Below are 16,338 nucleotides of genomic sequence, written 5' to 3'. Positions count from 1 at the left end.
CGAGGGCCTGCGCTTCGCGATCCGCGAAGGCGGCCGTACCGTCGGCGCCGGCGTCGTGGCGAAGATCATCAAGTAAGCGGTGGTCGCGGCCTCGTGCCGCGACGACACCCGCTGCGGACCCGGCCCATGGCCGGGCCGTGCCGGGAAGCGAAGGCAGCCCCGGCCGCCTTCGCACAACCGGGCGGAAAAGGCAGGGCGGCGCAGGCCGCCGTTGCCTTTTCGGGAAACGCCCACAAAACGATACGCCAGTAGCTCAATTGGCAGAGCAGCGGTCTCCAAAACCGCAGGTTGGGGGTTCGAGTCCCTCCTGGCGTGCCACTTCGACGGCCATCCGGATGCCCGTCGACCCGAACATCATCGAAGTCCGCGCACGGATGCGGCGGCTTTTGCGAGGGACTCGCGGAACGTGAACAGCAAGGTCGTCCAAAACCGGGGTGCGCAGCCGGGCGGTGTCTCCGCCGGCGATGCCGCCAAGTACGTCGTCGCGGTGCTGCTCGTCGCGGCCGGCGTGTTCGCCTTCTATTGGTTCTCGGACTGGGCCCCTGCGCTCCGTGGCCTGCTCGTCGTGGCCGGCGTGGTCGCGGGCCTGGCGATCTTCGCCTCGTCCGCCCGCGGCGGCCGCACCCGTGAATTCCTCTCGGAATCGCGTTTCGAACTTCGCAAGGTGGTCTGGCCGTCGCGCCAGGAAGCCATGCGCACGACATGGGTCGTGATGCTCGCGGTCCTCATCCTGAGTCTGCTGCTCGCCGGTTTCGACGTGGTGATCCAGTGGCTGGTCAAGCTTCTGCTGGGGCGTTGAGATGACGGAAACCAACAAGCGCTGGTTCGTGGTGCATGCGTATTCGGGCTTCGAGAAGTCCGTGGCGCAGGCCCTGCGCGACCGCATCGTGCGCGAGGAAATGCAGGACAAGTTCGGCGAAGTGCTGGTGCCGACGGAAGAAGTGGTCGAGATGCGCGCCGGCCAGAAGCGCCGCTCCGAGCGCAAGTTCTTCCCGGGCTACGTGCTCGTGCAGATCGCGGTCAACGACGACAACGGCATCCCGCGCATCGACAGCGAGTGCTGGCACCTCATCAAGGAAACCTCCAAGGTGATGGGCTTCATCGGCGGCACCGCCGATCGTCCGCTGCCGATCTCCGACCGCGAGGCCGACCAGATCCTGCAGCGCGTGCAGGAAGGCGTCGAGAAGCCGCGTCCGAAGGTGCTGTTCGAGCCGGGCGAGATGGTGCGCGTCACCGACGGCCCGTTCAACGACTTCAACGGCGTCGTCGAAGAGATCAATTACGACAAGAGCCGCCTGCGTGTTGCGGTGCTGATTTTCGGTCGTTCCACGCCAGTCGAGCTCGAGTTCGGGCAGGTGGAAAAGGCCAAGTAAGTCTTACCCGAACCTTCGGTTCGGATAAGTGCCGCTGTTGATCCGGCCGTTCGGCCGGATAGCACCGGCGGGGCGAAGCAGGCGAGGCCCGCTTCGCGATTTCAACGCAAAGGAGGAGTCACCGGGTAACCCCGCTGACGTTCGAACTCCAGGAGAAAGATCGTGGCAAAGAAGGTTGTCGGTTACATCAAGCTGCAGGTGAAGGCCGGTCAGGCCAATCCCTCGCCGCCCGTCGGTCCTGCGCTGGGTCAGCGCGGCCTGAACATCATGGAGTTCTGCAAGGCGTTCAACGCCGCGACCTCCAAGCTCGAGCCGGGTCTGCCGACCCCGGTCATCATCACGGCCTACTCGGACCGCACCTTCACCTTCGTCACCAAGTCGACCCCGGCTTCGGTGCTGCTGAAGAAGGCCGCCGGCATCCAGTCGGGTTCCAAGCGTCCCAACACCGAGAAGGTGGGCAAGGTCACCCGCGCCCAGCTCGAGGACATCGCGCGCGCGAAGGAAGCCGACCTGACGGCGGCCGACCTCGATGCGGCGGTGAAGACGATCGCGGGTTCCGCCCGCTCCATGGGTCTCGTGGTGGAGGGCTAAGAACATGGCAATGAACAAGCGCCAGAAGGCCATCAAGGCCGCCGTCGTCCCGGGTAAGGCTTACCCGTTCGAGGACGCCATCCAGATCGTCAAGTCGGCCACGAAGGCGAAGTTCGTCGAGTCGATCGACGTCGCGGTGCGCCTCGGCGTCGATGCGAAGAAGTCGGACCAGCAGGTGCGCGGCTCGACCGTGCTGCCGGCCGGTACCGGCAAGTCCGTCCGCGTCGCGGTGTTCGCGCCGGCCGGTGCGAAGGCCGACGAGGCCCTCGCCGCCGGTGCCGAAGCGGTCGGCATGGACGATCTCGCCGAGCGCATGCTGGCCGGTGAGCTGAACTACGACGTCGTGATCGCCACGCCGGACGCGATGCGCGTCGTCGGCAAGCTGGGCCAAGTGCTCGGCCCGCGCGGCCTGATGCCGAACCCCAAGGTCGGTACCGTCTCGCCGAACCCGGCTGAAGCGGTCAAGAACGCCAAGGGTGGCCAGGTCCGTTACCGTACGGACAAGGCGGGTATCATTCACTGCACGATCGGCAAGGCCGATTTCGATGCCGCCAAGCTGAAGGACAACCTCCAGGCGCTGCTCCTCGACCTGATCAAGGCGAAGCCGTCGACCTCGAAGGGCCAGTACCTGCAGAAGGTGGCGATCAGCTCGACCATGGGTCCGGGCGTGATCGTCGACCAGGCGTCGCTCGCTCTCAAGTAAGTGTTCGAAGGCCGGTGGCGCATGCCGCCGGCCGACTCTTTTGAAGGCGCGGCCGCTCCGGCGACCGCGACCGTCAAAGACCGCAGGTGCGGTCGGCGCCGACCGGCGACGGGCAGGAAGCTCATTACGGCAAGGGATACGCCGTCGGTCGAAGCGGGGCTGCTTAATTTTGCCTGCGTAGATGGTGCCCTTCTGGAAATTCGTTTCTGGACGGCCACCACGGGATGCCCCTGCGGCGTCCCCGGTGCCATGGACCGGTGCCGCCCCGTCCCGCGACGGCCCTGCCGCTCGCGGAGTTCAATTGGAGGAGTGCAATGGCTCTCAAACTGTCCCAGAAGCAGGAAGTCGTCGCGGAGCTGGCGGAAATCGCCGGCAAGGCGCACTCCCTGGTCGCGGCCGAGTACGCGGGCACCACGGTCAGTCAGATGACCGAGATGCGCAAGAAGGCTCGCGAAACGGGTGTGTACCTCAAGGTCGTCAAGAACACGCTGGCATCGCGCGCCGTCGAAGGCACCGATTTCGCGTGCGTCCAGGACGCCCTGGTCGGTCCGCTGCTGTATGCGTTCTCGCTCGAGGAGCCCGGCGCTGCCGGTCGCCTGATCAAGGACGCGTCCAAGGGCAACGACAAGCTCAAGGCGAAGGTCGTTTCCGTGGAAGGCAAGCTGCTGCCGGCCGCCCACGTGGACGTGCTCGCCTCGCTGCCGACCCGCGAACAGGCGCTGGCGATGCTCGCCCGCGTGCTCGCCGAGCCGGCCTCGATGTTCGCGCGCGCCGTCAAGGCCGTGGCCGATCAGCAGGGTGGCGGCGACGCCGCGCCGGCTGAAGAGGCCGTCGCCGAGACCGCCTGATCGTCGTCGACGTTCTTTCCTGAATCCGCTTTAGAAACCAATTTCCGAAAGGTAAATCCAAATGTCCGTTACCAACGAGCAGATCGTCGACGCCATCGCCGCCAAGTCGCTGATGGAAGTGATGGAGCTGGTCAAGGCCATCGAAGAGAAGTTCGGCGTCTCCGCCGCCGCCCCGGTCATGGCTGCCGGTCCGGCCGCCGCCGCGGCTCCGGTCGAAGAGCAGACCGAGTTCAACGTCATCCTGAAGTCGGCCGGCGACAAGAAGGTCGAGGTCATCAAGGCCGTGCGCGCCATCACGGGCCTGGGCCTGAAGGAAGCGAAGGACCTGACCGAGGCCGGTGGCACCGTGAAGGAAGGCGCTTCGAAGGAAGACGCCGAGAAGATGAAGAAGGACCTGGAAGCTGCTGGCGCGACCGTCGAGGTCAAGTAAGCGGCTTTGCGTCGCCGGATTCCATCGGCGACCCACTGAAGGCTGGGGGCGAAATGCCCCCGGCCTTTGGTCGTTGTAGACGGACCCGGTTTTTCGGAACGTTCCGACCGGCCCGCTGTCCAACGTCGCCCGCGTGGCGACGCGACGCCGGAGCCCTTTCGTTCCCCGGATCCCGCGGCAAAGAAAACCAACCGAGTTGGTAGTTGGAAGCAGCTTCAGAAGGCGTGCAGGTGCCGGCAATACCTGCGGCTTCCAACTGACAGTTCATTCAAATCGGGGGTCCGGGGTTCGGGATTGCAGGTTCGCCAAGACAGTGTCCGGCCGCATAGGCCGTCGCGAATCGCCAATCCCGAATCCCGGATCCCGGCTTCTCAGAGGCAACTCCATGACGACGTACTCGTTCACCGAGAAAAAGCGCATCCGCAAGGATTTCGGCAAGCGCCGCGCGATCCTCGAGGTCCCCTTCCTGCTCGCCATCCAGGTCGACTCGTACCGCGAGTTCCTGCAGGAGCACACCGACCCCGCCAAGCGCGAGGATCGTGGCCTGCACGCCGCGCTCAAGTCGGTCTTCCCGATCGTGAGCTACAGCGGCAACGCCGCCCTGGAATACGTCGGCTACAAGCTCGGCGAGCCGGCGTTCGACGAGCGTGAGTGCCGCCAGCGCGGCATGAGCTACGGCGCGCCGCTCCGCGTGACCGTTCGCCTGGTGATCTACGACCGCGAGTCGTCGACCAAGGCGATCAAGTACGTGAAGGAGCAGGAGGTCTACATGGGCGAGATCCCGCTCATGACCGAGAACGGCACCTTCATCGTCAACGGCACCGAGCGCGTCATCGTCTCGCAGCTGCACCGCTCGCCGGGCGTGTTCTTCGACCACGACCGTGGCAAGACGCACAGCTCGGGCAAGCTGCTGTACAGCGCCCGCATCATCCCGTACCGCGGCTCGTGGCTCGACTTCGAGTTCGACCCCAAGGACGCGGTGTTCTGCCGCATCGACCGTCGCCGCAAGCTGCCGGTGACGATCCTGCTGCGCGCGCTCGGCTACAACAACACGGAGATGCTCGCGCAGTTCTTCGACATCAACACGTTCCACATCCTCCCCGAGGGCGTGCAGCTGGAATTGGTGCCGGAGCGCCTGCGCGGTGAAACGCTCGAGTTCGACCTCACCGATGGCGAGAAGGTCATCGTCGAGGCCGGCCGCCGCGTGACCGCGCGCCATGTCCGCCAGCTCGAGCAGGCCGGCATTTCCGCGCTCGCCGTTCCGGACAGCTACCTCGTCGGCCGCATCCTGTCGCACGACGTGATGGACCCGAAGACGGGCGAGCTGCTCGCGAACGCGAACGAAGAGATCAACGAGGGCCACCTCGAGGCGCTGCGCAAGGCCGGCATCGCGCAGGTCGGCACCCTGTGGGTCAACGACCTCGACCGCGGCCCGTACATTTCCAACACCTTGCGCATCGACCCGACCAAGACGCAACTCGAAGCGCTGGTCGAGATCTACCGCATGATGCGTCCGGGCGAACCGCCCACCAAGGATGCCGCGCAGAACCTGTTCCACAACCTGTTCTTCACGTTCGAGCGCTACGACCTGTCGTCGGTCGGCCGCATGAAGTTCAACCGCCGCCTGGGTCGCAAGGAGACCGAGGGCGCTTCGGTGCTGTACGACTCCAAGTACTTCCAGGATCGCAAGGACGAGGAGTCCGTGCGCCTGCGGGGCATCTTCACCGACTCGTCGGACATCCTCGACGTGATCCGCGTGCTCACCGAGATCCGCAACGGCCGCGGGATCGTCGACGACATCGACCACCTGGGCAACCGTCGCGTGCGTTCGGTCGGCGAAATGGCCGAGAACACGTTCCGCGTGGGCCTCGTCCGCGTCGAGCGCGCGGTCAAGGAGCGCCTGTCGATGGCGGAGTCCGAAGGCCTCACGCCGCAGGAGCTCATCAACGCCAAGCCCGTGGCCGCCGCGATCAAGGAGTTCTTCGGCTCCTCGCAGCTGTCGCAGTTCATGGATCAGAACAACCCGCTGTCGGAAGTCACGCACAAGCGTCGCGTGTCGGCCCTCGGCCCGGGCGGCCTGACCCGCGAGCGCGCCGGCTTCGAAGTGCGCGACGTGCACCCGACGCATTACGGCCGCGTCTGCACCATCGAGACGCCGGAAGGCCCGAACATCGGCCTGATCAACTCGCTCGCCGTGTTCGCGCGCACCAACCGCTACGGCTTCCTGGAGACGCCGTACCGCAAGGTCGTCGACGGCAAGGTCACCGAGGACGTCGAGTTCCTGTCGGCGATCGAGGAGAACGACTACGTCATCGCCCAGGCCAACGCGCCGCAGGACGAGAAGGGCACGATGACGGCCCAGTTCGTCGCCTGCCGTTACCAGGGTGAGTCGCTGCTCAAGGCGCCGAGCGAGGTCCACTTCATGGACGTCTCGCCGATGCAGACCGTGTCGGTCGCGGCCGCGCTCGTGCCGTTCCTCGAGCACGACGACGCGAACCGCGCGCTCATGGGCGCCAACATGCAGCGCCAGGCGGTCCCGACGCTGCGTGCGCAGAAGCCGCTGGTCGGTACCGGCATCGAGCGCGCCGTGGCGCGCGACTCGGGCGTGACGGTCAACGCGCGCCGCGGCGGCGTGATCGAGGCGATCGATGCCGCGCGCATCGTGGTCAAGGTCAACGAGAACGAAGTCAACGAGGGCCTGGACGCCGGCGTCGACATCTACAACCTCATCAAGTACACCCGTTCGAACCAGAACACCTGCATCAACCAGCGCCCGTTGGTGAAGGTCGGTGACCGGATCGAGCGCGGCGACGTGCTGGCCGACGGTCCGTCGACCGACATCGGCGAACTCGCGCTGGGCCAGAACATGCTGGTCGCGTTCATGCCGTGGAACGGCTACAACTTCGAGGACTCGATCCTGCTCTCCGAGCGCGTGGTCGAGGAGGATCGCTACACGACGATCCACATCGAAGAGCTCACCGTCCAGGCGCGCGATACCAAGCTCGGGCCGGAGGAAATCACCGCCGACATCCCGAACGTGTCCGAGCAGGCGCTCGGCCGCCTCGACGAGTCGGGCGTGGTCTACATCGGCGCCGAAGTGCGCGCGGGCGACATCCTCGTCGGCAAGGTCACGCCGAAGGGCGAGAGCCAGCTGACGCCGGAAGAGAAGCTGCTCCGCGCGATCTTCGGCGAGAAGGCGTCCGACGTGAAGGACAGCTCGCTCCGCGTGCCGCCGGGCATGGACGGCGTCGTCATCGACGTGCAGGTCTTCACCCGCGACGGCATCGAGAAGGACAAGCGCGCGCGCCAGATCGAGGAATCCGAGATCCGTCGCGTCAAGAAGGACTTCGACGACCAGTTCCGCATCCTCGAAGCGGCGATCTACGACCGCCTGCGCGGCCAGCTGCTGGGCAAGGTGGCGAACGGCGGTGGCGGCCTGAAGAAGGGCGACACGGTCACGTCGCTCGTGCTCGACAGCCTGTCCAAGAAGGACTGGTTCACGCTGCGCATGAAGGATGAGGACGCGGTCGAGGCCATCGAGCGCGCGCAGAAGCAGATCGACGAGTACCAGAAGGAGTTCGAGCGTCGCTTCGCCGACAAGCGCGGCAAGATCACGCAGGGCGACGACCTCGCCCCGGGCGTGCTCAAGATGGTCAAGGTGTTCCTGGCCGTGAAGCGCCGCATCCAGCCGGGCGACAAGATGGCCGGCCGCCACGGCAACAAGGGTGTCGTCTCGACCATCGTTCCGGTCGAGGACATGCCCTACAGCGCGAACGGCGAAACCGTCGACATCGTGCTGAACCCGCTGGGCGTTCCGTCGCGAATGAACATCGGCCAGATCCTCGAGGTGCACCTCGGCTGGGCGGCAAAGGGACTCGGCAAGAAGATCGATCGCATGCTGCAGGCGCAGAACGCGGTGACCGAGCTTCGCAAGTTCCTCGGCGAGGTCTACAACCACGACACGTCGGTGGTGGGTGAGCGCGTCGACCTGACGCAGTTCTCCGACGAGGAGCTGATCCGCCTCGCGAAGAACCTCACCGACGGCGTGCCGATGGCGACCCCGGTGTTCGACGGCGCGGCGGAGTCCGAGATCAAGCGCATGCTCGAGCTCGCGGAGCTTCCGTCCAGCGGCCAGACCGTGCTGCACGACGGCCGTACCGGCGAGGCGTTCGAGCGCCCGGTCACGATCGGCTACATGCACATGCTGAAGCTGAACCACCTCGTCGACGACAAGATGCACGCGCGTTCGACCGGTCCGTACTCGCTCGTCACCCAGCAGCCGCTGGGCGGCAAGGCGCAGTTCGGCGGCCAGCGCTTCGGCGAGATGGAAGTCTGGGCGCTGGAAGCCTACGGCGCGGCCTACACCCTGCAGGAAATGCTGACGGTGAAGTCCGACGACGTGCAGGGCCGCAACCAGATGTACAAGAACATCGTCGACGGCGACTACGAGATGGTCGCGGGCATGCCGGAGTCCTTCAACGTCCTCGTGAAGGAAATCCGCTCGCTGGCGATCAACATGGAGCTCGAAGAGACCTGAGAACGGAACGCCGGCCCTCCGGTGCGCGACGCGCGCCGGTAGGCCCGGGAAGCAACCGCGTTCTCAACGAACTTCGCTCCCCTGGAGACTGAAATGAAAGACCTGCTCAATCTGTTCAACCAGCAGCGCACGACGATCGACTTCGACGCGATCAAGATCGGCCTGGCCTCGCCGGAGCTGATCCGCTCGTGGTCGTACGGCGAGGTCAAGAAGCCCGAGACGATCAACTACCGCACGTTCAAGCCCGAGCGTGACGGCCTGTTCTGCTCGGCGATCTTCGGCCCGATCAAGGACTACGAGTGCCTGTGCGGCAAGTACAAGCGCATGAAGCACCGCGGCGTCGTCTGCGAGAAGTGCGGCACGGAAGTGACGCTGGCCAAGGTGCGCCGCGAGCGCATGGGCCACATCGACCTCGCGTCGCCGGTCGCGCACATCTGGTTCCTGAAGTCCCTCCCGTCGCGCATCGGCCTGATGCTCGACATGACCCTGCGTGACATCGAGCGCATCCTCTACTTCGAAGCCTTCGTGGTGACGGAGCCGGGCCTGACGCCGATGGAGCGTGGCCAGCTGCTCAACGAGGAGCAGTTCCTGCAGGCGCGCCAGGAGCATGGCGACGACTTCGAGGCCGCAATGGGCGCCGAGGCCGTCTACGAACTGCTGCGCACGATCGACCTGCAGACCGAGATGGTGCAGCTGCGCGAGGACATCGCGTCGACGGGTTCGGAGACCAAGCTCAAGCGCCTCACCAAGCGCATCAAGCTGATCGAGGCGTTCGTCGAGTCCGGCAACCGCCCGGAATGGATGGTCATGACCGTCCTGCCGGTGCTCCCGCCGGACCTGCGTCCGCTCGTCCCCCTGGACGGCGGCCGCTTCGCCACCTCCGACCTCAATGACCTGTACCGCCGCGTCATCAACCGCAACAACCGCCTGCGCCGCCTGCTTGAACTCAATGCGCCCGACATCATCGTGCGCAACGAGAAGCGCATGCTTCAGGAGTCGGTCGATGCGTTGATGGACAACGGCCGTCGCGGCCGTGCCATCACGGGCACCAACAAGCGCCCGCTCAAGTCGCTCGCCGACATGATCAAGGGCAAGCAGGGCCGCTTCCGCCAGAACCTGCTCGGCAAGCGCGTCGACTACTCGGGCCGTTCGGTCATCGTGGTCGGCCCGACGCTGCGCCTGCACGAGTGCGGCCTGCCGAAGAAGATGGCCCTCGAGCTGTTCAAGCCCTTCATCTTCTCCAAGCTGCAGCGCCGTGGCCTCGCCACGACGATCAAGGCGGCGAAGAAGCTCGTCGAGCGCGAAGAGGCCCAGGTGTGGGACATCCTCGAAGAGGTGATCCGCGAGCATCCGGTGCTGCTGAACCGTGCGCCGACGCTGCACCGCCTCGGCATCCAGGCGTTCGAGCCCGTCCTCATCGAAGGCAAGGCGATCCAGCTGCATCCGCTCGTGTGTACGGCGTTCAACGCCGACTTCGACGGTGACCAGATGGCCGTCCACGTCCCGCTCTCGCTGGAAGCCCAGCTGGAAGCGCGCGCGCTGATGATGTCGTCGAACAACATCCTGTCGCCGGCGAACGGCGAGCCGATCATCGTGCCGTCGCAGGACGTCGTGCTCGGCCTGTACTACATGTCGCGCGCCCTGGTGAACAAGAAGGGCGAGGGCATGGCCTTCGCGAACGTCGCCGAGGTCAAGCGCGCGTACGACAACCGCGTCGTCGAGCTGCATGCCAAGGTCAAGGTCCGCATCACCCAGACGGTGATCGCGGAGGACGGCTCGCGCTCGAAGCAGACGTCGATCGTCGACACGACGGTCGGCCGTGCGCTCCTGCAGGAAATCCTGCCGGAAGGCCTGCCGTTCGAGCTGGCCAACACCGAGCTGACGAAAAAGAACATCTCGCGCCTGATCAACAGCTGCTACCGCCAGCTGGGCCTCAAGGACACCGTGATCTTCGCCGACCAGCTGATGTACACCGGCTTCGCGTACGCCACGCGCGCCGGCGTGTCGATCGGCATCGACGACATGATCATCCCCGACGAGAAGAAGGGCATCCTCGCCGAGGCGGAAGCCGAGGTGCTGGAGATCCAGGAGCAGTACCAGTCGGGCCTAGTCACGGCCGGCGAGCGCTACAACAAGGTCGTCGACATCTGGTCGCGCACGAACGAGCGCGTGGCCAAGGCGATGATGGACGCGATCGGCACCGAGATGGTCGAGGGCACCGACGGCTCGCAGGTCGCGCAGAAGTCGATGAACTCCATCTACATCATGGCCGACTCGGGTGCGCGTGGTTCGCAGGCCCAGATCCGCCAGCTCGCCGGTATGCGCGGCCTGATGGCCAAGCCGGACGGCTCGATCATCGAGACGCCCATCACCGCGAACTTCCGCGAAGGCCTGAACGTCCTCCAGTACTTCATCTCGACCCACGGCGCCCGTAAGGGCCTCGCGGATACCGCGCTGAAGACGGCGAACTCCGGTTACCTGACCCGTCGACTCGTCGACGTCGCGCAGGACGTGGTGATCACCGAAACCGACTGCGGCACGCTCGAGGGACTGATGATGACCCCGATCGTCGAAGGCGGCGACGTGGTCGAGCCGCTGAAGGAGCGCGTGCTGGGCCGCGTCGTGGCCGAGGACGTGTTCCTGCCGGGCAACGACGAGGATCCGATCGTCACCCGCAACACGCTGCTCGACGAAGCCTGGGTCGCCAAGCTCGAAGAGGCCAGCGTCCAGTCGATCAAGGTGCGTTCGACGATCACCTGCGAAACGCCGTTCGGCGTCTGCGCGTTCTGCTACGGCCGTGACCTCGGCCGCGGCCACCTCGTCAACCACGGTGAAGCCGTGGGCGTCGTGGCGGCGCAGTCGATCGGCGAGCCGGGCACGCAGCTCACCATGCGTACGTTCCACATCGGTGGCGCGGCGTCGCGAGCGGCAGCGATCGACAACGTCACGGTCAAGACGACGGGCACGATCAAGTTCAACAACCTCAAGCACGTCGACCACGCCAACGGCCACCTCGTCGCGGTTTCGCGCTCGGGCGAGCTGTCGGTCCTCGACCCGCACGGCCGCGAGCGCGAGCGCTACAAGCTGCCGTACGGTGCGACGATCACGGTGCGCGACGGCGCGGAGATCAAGGCCGGCCAGCAGGTCGCGAACTGGGATCCGCATAACCACCCGATCGTGTCGGAAGTCGCCGGTTTCATGCGCTTCATCGACTTCATCGATGGCGTCACCGTCATCCAGAAGACCGACGAGCTCACCGGCCTCGCGTCGAGCGAGATCACCGATCCGAAGCGTCGCGGCACGCAGGCGAAGGACCTCCGTCCGCTCGTCCGCATCGTCGATGCCAACGGCAAGGACCTGCAGATTCCGGGCACCGACCTGCCGGCGCAGTACATGCTGCCGCCGCGCTCGATCGTCAACCTGCAGGACGGCGCGCCGGTGGGCGTGGGCGACGTGGTCGCCAAGATCCCGCAGGAAGCGTCGAAGACCCGCGACATCACGGGTGGTCTGCCGCGCGTCGCCGACCTGTTCGAGGCGCGCAAGCCGAAGGACCCGGCGATCCTCGCCGAGATCTCCGGCATCGTGTCGTTCGGCAAGGAAACCAAGGGCAAGCAGCGCCTCATCATCAAGCCGCTCGACGGTGAAGAGCACGAGGAGCTGATCCCGAAGTACCGCCAGATCATCGTGTTCGAAGGCGAGCACGTGGAGAAGGGCGAGACGGTCGTGGACGGCGAGCCGAACCCGCAGGACATCCTGCGCCTGCTGGGCGTCGAGCCGCTCGCGGTCTACCTGACCAAGGAGATCCAGGACGTCTATCGCCTGCAGGGCGTCAAGATCAACGACAAGCACATCGAGGTGATCGTTCGCCAGATGCTGCGCAAGGTCGAGATCAACGATGCCGGCGACAGCAAGTTCCTCGCGGGCGAGCAGGTCGAGCGCCAGCGCGTGATCGAGGAGAACGCCAAGCTGGGCGGTCGCAACGAGCTGCCGGCCAAGTATGACCCCGTGTTGCTCGGCATCACCAAGGCGTCGCTGGCGACCGAGTCGTTCATCTCGGCGGCCTCGTTCCAGGAGACCACCCGCGTGCTCACCGAGGCGGCCGTCCGCGGCACCCGCGACACGCTGCGCGGCCTCAAGGAGAACGTGATCGTCGGTCGACTGATCCCGGCCGGTACCGGCCTGGCGTACCACAGCCAGCGCCGCAAGAACGCCTCGGGCCTGACGGACGCGGAGTTCGAGCAGCTGGCGGGTCCGATGGCGGTCGAGGCAGCCCCGGCGGCGGCCGAAGCGGCCGAAGGCGCCGAGGAAGAGTGATCGCACGGGCCGGCTTGCCCACGGGCGGGCCGGCCCTGCTATACTCCGCAGGCTAAGCAATACCCGGGCGGCCTTAGGGCGGCCCCAGATCACCAAATGAGGTCACAGGACGTGCCTCGTATTGGACCCAGGGCAGGGTGGGATCTCGCGGTGCGCACGCTCGTTTAGGGCGGTCGCTGCATCGCACGAGTCGAGCCCGCGACCGGTTCTCCCGGACGCGGGCTAGGCTTTTTCGTCTTGGCTGGTCCTTCGGGGCTGGCCTTCCGTTTTCCACGGGCCCCGGCCCAAACGAAGAGCTCCAGATGGCGACCATCAATCAGCTGGTGCGCAAGCCGCGCAGCCCTGAAACCTACAAGAGCACGTCCCCCGCGCTGCAGAATTGCCCGCAGCGTCGCGGCGTCTGCACCCGCGTGTACACCACGACCCCGAAGAAGCCGAACTCGGCTCTCCGCAAGGTCGCCAAGGTGCGTCTGACCAACGGTTACGAGGTCATCTCGTACATCGGCGGCGAAGGCCACAACCTGCAGGAGCACTCGGTCGTCCTGATCCGCGGTGGTCGCGTCAAGGACCTCCCGGGCGTGCGCTACCACACCGTGCGTGGCTCGCTCGATGCCGCCGGTGTCGCCAAGCGCCGCCAGGCCCGCTCCAAGTACGGCGCCAAGCGTCCGAAGAAGTCCTAATCGCGATCGGCGCCCGCGGCGCCGTCGACTGAAACGAGAGGTACACGCCAATGTCGCGTAAAGGTTCCACCCCGCAGCGCTCGGTCCTCCCCGATCCCAAGCACGGGAGCGAGACGATCGCCCGCTTCATCAACATGGTCATGCAGAGCGGCAAGAAGTCCGTCGCCGAGAAGATCGTCTACGGTGCGATGGACGTTATCGGGCAGAAGAGCCCGAACGCCCTGGAGCTCGTCGAGAAGGCCCTGACCAACGTCGCTCCGGCGGTCGAGGTCAAGAGCCGTCGCGTCGGCGGCGCCACGTACCAGGTGCCGGTCGAAGTGCGCACGTCGCGTCGTTCGGCGCTCGCCATGCGCTGGCTGATCGACTCCGCCCGCAAGCGCGGCGAGAACTCGATGCCGCGCAAGCTCGCGGCCGAGTTGCTCGACGCCAGCGAGAACCGTGGCGGCGCGATCAAGAAGCGTGAAGAGACGCACCGCATGGCCGAGGCCAACAAGGCCTTCGCGCACTACCGCTGGTGATCCAGCGCCCCGAGCGCTGAAAAGGAGCGGCCGTGGCCGCCCCTCCAACCGGAGGCCGCCTTCAAGGGCGGCGTCCGGCCATTTGCGAATCCAAAAACTTACGAGAGGGTCCCGTGGCTCGCACCACTCCCATCGAGCGTTACCGCAACTTCGGCATCATGGCCCACATCGATGCCGGCAAGACGACCACGACCGAACGCGTCCTGTTCTACACCGGCGTCAACCACAAGATCGGCGAAGTGCACGAAGGTGCCGCGACGATGGACTGGATGGAGCAGGAGCAGGAGCGCGGCATCACGATCACGTCCGCTGCGACGACGTGCTTCTGGTCGGGCATGGACCGTAACTTCCCCGAGCACCGCTTCAACATCATCGACACCCCCGGCCACGTCGACTTCACCATCGAAGTCGAGCGTTCGCTGCGCGTGCTCGACGGTGCGGTGTTCGTGCTGTGCGCCGTCGGCGGCGTCCAGCCGCAGTCGGAGACCGTGTGGCGCCAGGCGAACAAGTACGCCGTGCCGCGCATGGCGTTCGTCAACAAGATGGACCGCACCGGCGCGAACTTCGACAAGGTCGTCGAGCAGCTGAAGTCGCGTCTCGGCGCGTACGCCGTGCCGATGCAGGTGCCGATCGGTGCCGAAGACAACTTCGAAGGCGTGATCGACCTCATCAAGATGAAGGCGATCGCCTGGGACGTCGCGTCGCAGGGCACGAAGTTCGAATACGTCGAGATGCCCGAGCACCTGAAGGCGAAGGCCGAAGAGGCTCGCGCGTTCATGGTCGAGGCCGCCGCCGAGGCGTCCGAAGAGCTCATGGACAAGTACCTCAACGACGGCGAGCTGACCGAAGCCGAGATCATCGCGGGTATCCGCGAGCGCACGCTGCGCGTCGAGATCGTCCCGGTGTTCTGCGGTACCGCGTTCAAGAACAAGGGCGTCCAGGCGATGCTCGACGCGGTGATCCAGCTGCTGCCGTCGCCGATCGACCGTCCGCCGGTTCAGGGCATCGACGAGGACGAGAAGGAAGACAGCCGCAAGGCGTCGGACACCGACCCGTTCTCGGCGCTCGCGTTCAAGATCATGACGGACCCGTACGTCGGCTCGCTGACGTTCTTCCGTGTGTACTCCGGCGTGCTCAACGCGGGCGACGCGGTCTACAACCCCGTCAAGAGCCGCAAGGAGCGCGTGGGTCGCATCCTGCAGATGCACGCCAACCAGCGTGAGGAAATCAAGGAAGTCCGCGCGGGCGACATCGCCGCCGCGGTCGGCCTGAAGGACGTCACGACGGGCGACACGCTCTGCGCGCAGGACCACATCATCACGCTCGAGCGCATGATCTTCCCCGAGCCCGTCATCTCGATGGCGGTGGAGCCGAAGTCGAAGGCCGACCAGGAAAAGATGGGCATCGCCCTGGGCCGTCTGGCGCAGGAAGATCCCTCGTTCCGCGTCCGCACCGACGAGGAATCCGGCCAGACGATCATCTCCGGCATGGGCGAGCTGCACCTCGACATCCTCGTGGACCGCATGAAGCGCGAGTTCAACGTGGAAGCGAACGTCGGCAAGCCGCAGGTCGCCTACCGCGAAACCATCCGCAAGGCGGTCAAGGCCGAAGGCAAGTTCGTGCGCCAGTCCGGCGGTAAGGGTCAGTTCGGCCACGTGTGGCTCGAGATCTCCCCGAACGAGCAGGGCAAGGGCTACGAGTTCGAGAACGCCATCGTGGGCGGCGTCGTTCCGAAGGAATACATCCCGGCGGTCGACAAGGGCATCCAGGAAGCGGTCGCCAACGGCATCATGGCCGGCTACCCGATCGTGGACGTCAAGGTTCGCCTGGTCGACGGCTCGTACCACGAGGTCGACTCCTCCGAAATGGCGTTCAAGATCGCCGGCTCGATGGGCTTCAAGGAAGGCTTCAACAAGGCCTCGCCCGTGCTGCTCGAGCCGATCATGAAGGTCGAGATCGTGACCCCCGAGGATTACCTCGGTGACGTCATGGGCGACGTGAGCCGTCGCCGCGGCATCCTGCAGGGCCAGGACGACAGCCCGTCGGGCAAGATCATCAACGCGATGATCCCGCTGGGCGAGATGTTCGGCTACGCGACCACGCTGCGTTCCATGTCGCAGGGCCGCGCCACGTTCACGATGGAGTTCGACCACTACGCCGAGGCGCCGAACAACATCGCCGAAGCCGTGGTCAAGAAGAACTAAGAAACCAAATGCCCCGGGCGCGAGCCCGGGGCACCGGATCAACTGAAGACTGAGGTAATTGCAATGGCCAAGGGTAAGTTCGAGCGCACCAAGCCCCACGTGAACGTGGGCACGATCGGTCACGTGGACCACGGCAAGAC

General features: G+C 65.8%; 12 protein-coding genes and 1 tRNA gene. All 13 read left to right on the top strand.

The window, feature by feature from the left end; genetic code table 11:
- The coding region (locus ACY35P_RS12400) for an EF-Tu C-terminal domain-related protein (protein WP_454480473.1) at positions 1 to 76 on the top strand (76 nt) is incomplete at its 5' end.
- Between the two features lie 166 nt (positions 77 to 242).
- Positions 243 to 318: transfer RNA gene (locus tag ACY35P_RS12395), tRNA-Trp, on the top strand.
- An 88-nt stretch (positions 319 to 406) separates the two neighbouring features.
- The gene (gene secE / locus ACY35P_RS12390) at positions 407 to 799 is read left to right on the top strand and encodes a preprotein translocase subunit SecE (protein ID WP_462116144.1); all 393 of its coding nucleotides are present in this window, start codon (positions 407 to 409) and stop codon (positions 797 to 799) included.
- Position 800: 1 nt separating this feature from the next.
- On the top strand, positions 801 to 1,373 hold the full coding sequence (nusG, locus tag ACY35P_RS12385) for a transcription termination/antitermination protein NusG (protein ID WP_462116143.1): 573 nt from the start codon (positions 801 to 803) through the stop codon (positions 1,371 to 1,373).
- Positions 1,374 to 1,535: 162 nt separating this feature from the next.
- Entirely contained in the window at positions 1,536 to 1,964 is a 429-nt protein-coding gene (gene rplK, locus ACY35P_RS12380) for a 50S ribosomal protein L11 (protein WP_462116142.1), read from the top strand.
- Between the two features lie 4 nt (positions 1,965 to 1,968).
- Positions 1,969 to 2,667 carry a 50S ribosomal protein L1 gene (gene rplA / locus ACY35P_RS12375; protein WP_462116141.1) on the top strand — a complete coding sequence of 233 codons (699 nt, stop codon included), beginning with the start codon at positions 1,969 to 1,971 and terminating at the stop codon, positions 2,665 to 2,667.
- Between the two features lie 314 nt (positions 2,668 to 2,981).
- Complete coding sequence (rplJ, locus tag ACY35P_RS12370) at positions 2,982 to 3,515, top strand: 50S ribosomal protein L10 (RefSeq protein WP_462116145.1); 534 nt, start codon at positions 2,982 to 2,984, stop codon at positions 3,513 to 3,515.
- 61 nt (positions 3,516 to 3,576) lie between these two features.
- Positions 3,577 to 3,945 carry a 50S ribosomal protein L7/L12 gene (gene rplL, locus ACY35P_RS12365; protein ID WP_462116140.1) on the top strand — a complete coding sequence of 123 codons (369 nt, stop codon included), beginning with the start codon at positions 3,577 to 3,579 and terminating at the stop codon, positions 3,943 to 3,945.
- A gap of 385 nt (positions 3,946 to 4,330) precedes the next feature.
- Positions 4,331 to 8,482 carry a DNA-directed RNA polymerase subunit beta gene (gene rpoB / locus ACY35P_RS12360; protein WP_462116139.1) on the top strand — a complete coding sequence of 1,384 codons (4,152 nt, stop codon included), beginning with the start codon at positions 4,331 to 4,333 and terminating at the stop codon, positions 8,480 to 8,482.
- 93 nt (positions 8,483 to 8,575) lie between these two features.
- Positions 8,576 to 12,796, top strand: coding sequence for a DNA-directed RNA polymerase subunit beta' (rpoC, locus tag ACY35P_RS12355; protein ID WP_462116138.1), 4,221 nt, complete (start codon positions 8,576 to 8,578; stop codon positions 12,794 to 12,796).
- 302 nt (positions 12,797 to 13,098) lie between these two features.
- Positions 13,099 to 13,476 carry a 30S ribosomal protein S12 gene (gene rpsL, locus ACY35P_RS12350; protein WP_462116137.1) on the top strand — a complete coding sequence of 126 codons (378 nt, stop codon included), beginning with the start codon at positions 13,099 to 13,101 and terminating at the stop codon, positions 13,474 to 13,476.
- Between the two features lie 50 nt (positions 13,477 to 13,526).
- The gene (rpsG, locus tag ACY35P_RS12345) at positions 13,527 to 13,994 is read left to right on the top strand and encodes a 30S ribosomal protein S7 (RefSeq protein WP_027082347.1); all 468 of its coding nucleotides are present in this window, start codon (positions 13,527 to 13,529) and stop codon (positions 13,992 to 13,994) included.
- Positions 13,995 to 14,107: 113 nt separating this feature from the next.
- A complete protein-coding gene (gene fusA / locus ACY35P_RS12340; RefSeq protein WP_462116136.1) occupies positions 14,108 to 16,198 on the top strand; it encodes an elongation factor G in 2,091 nt (696 codons plus the stop codon).
- The last annotated feature ends 140 nt before the right edge of the window (positions 16,199 to 16,338 follow it).

The sequence above is a fragment of the Lysobacter xanthus genome (genome assembly GCF_047159895.1).
The sequence above is the reverse complement of the archived record's forward strand: the minus strand, read 5'-3'. Positions and strand labels throughout refer to the sequence as shown.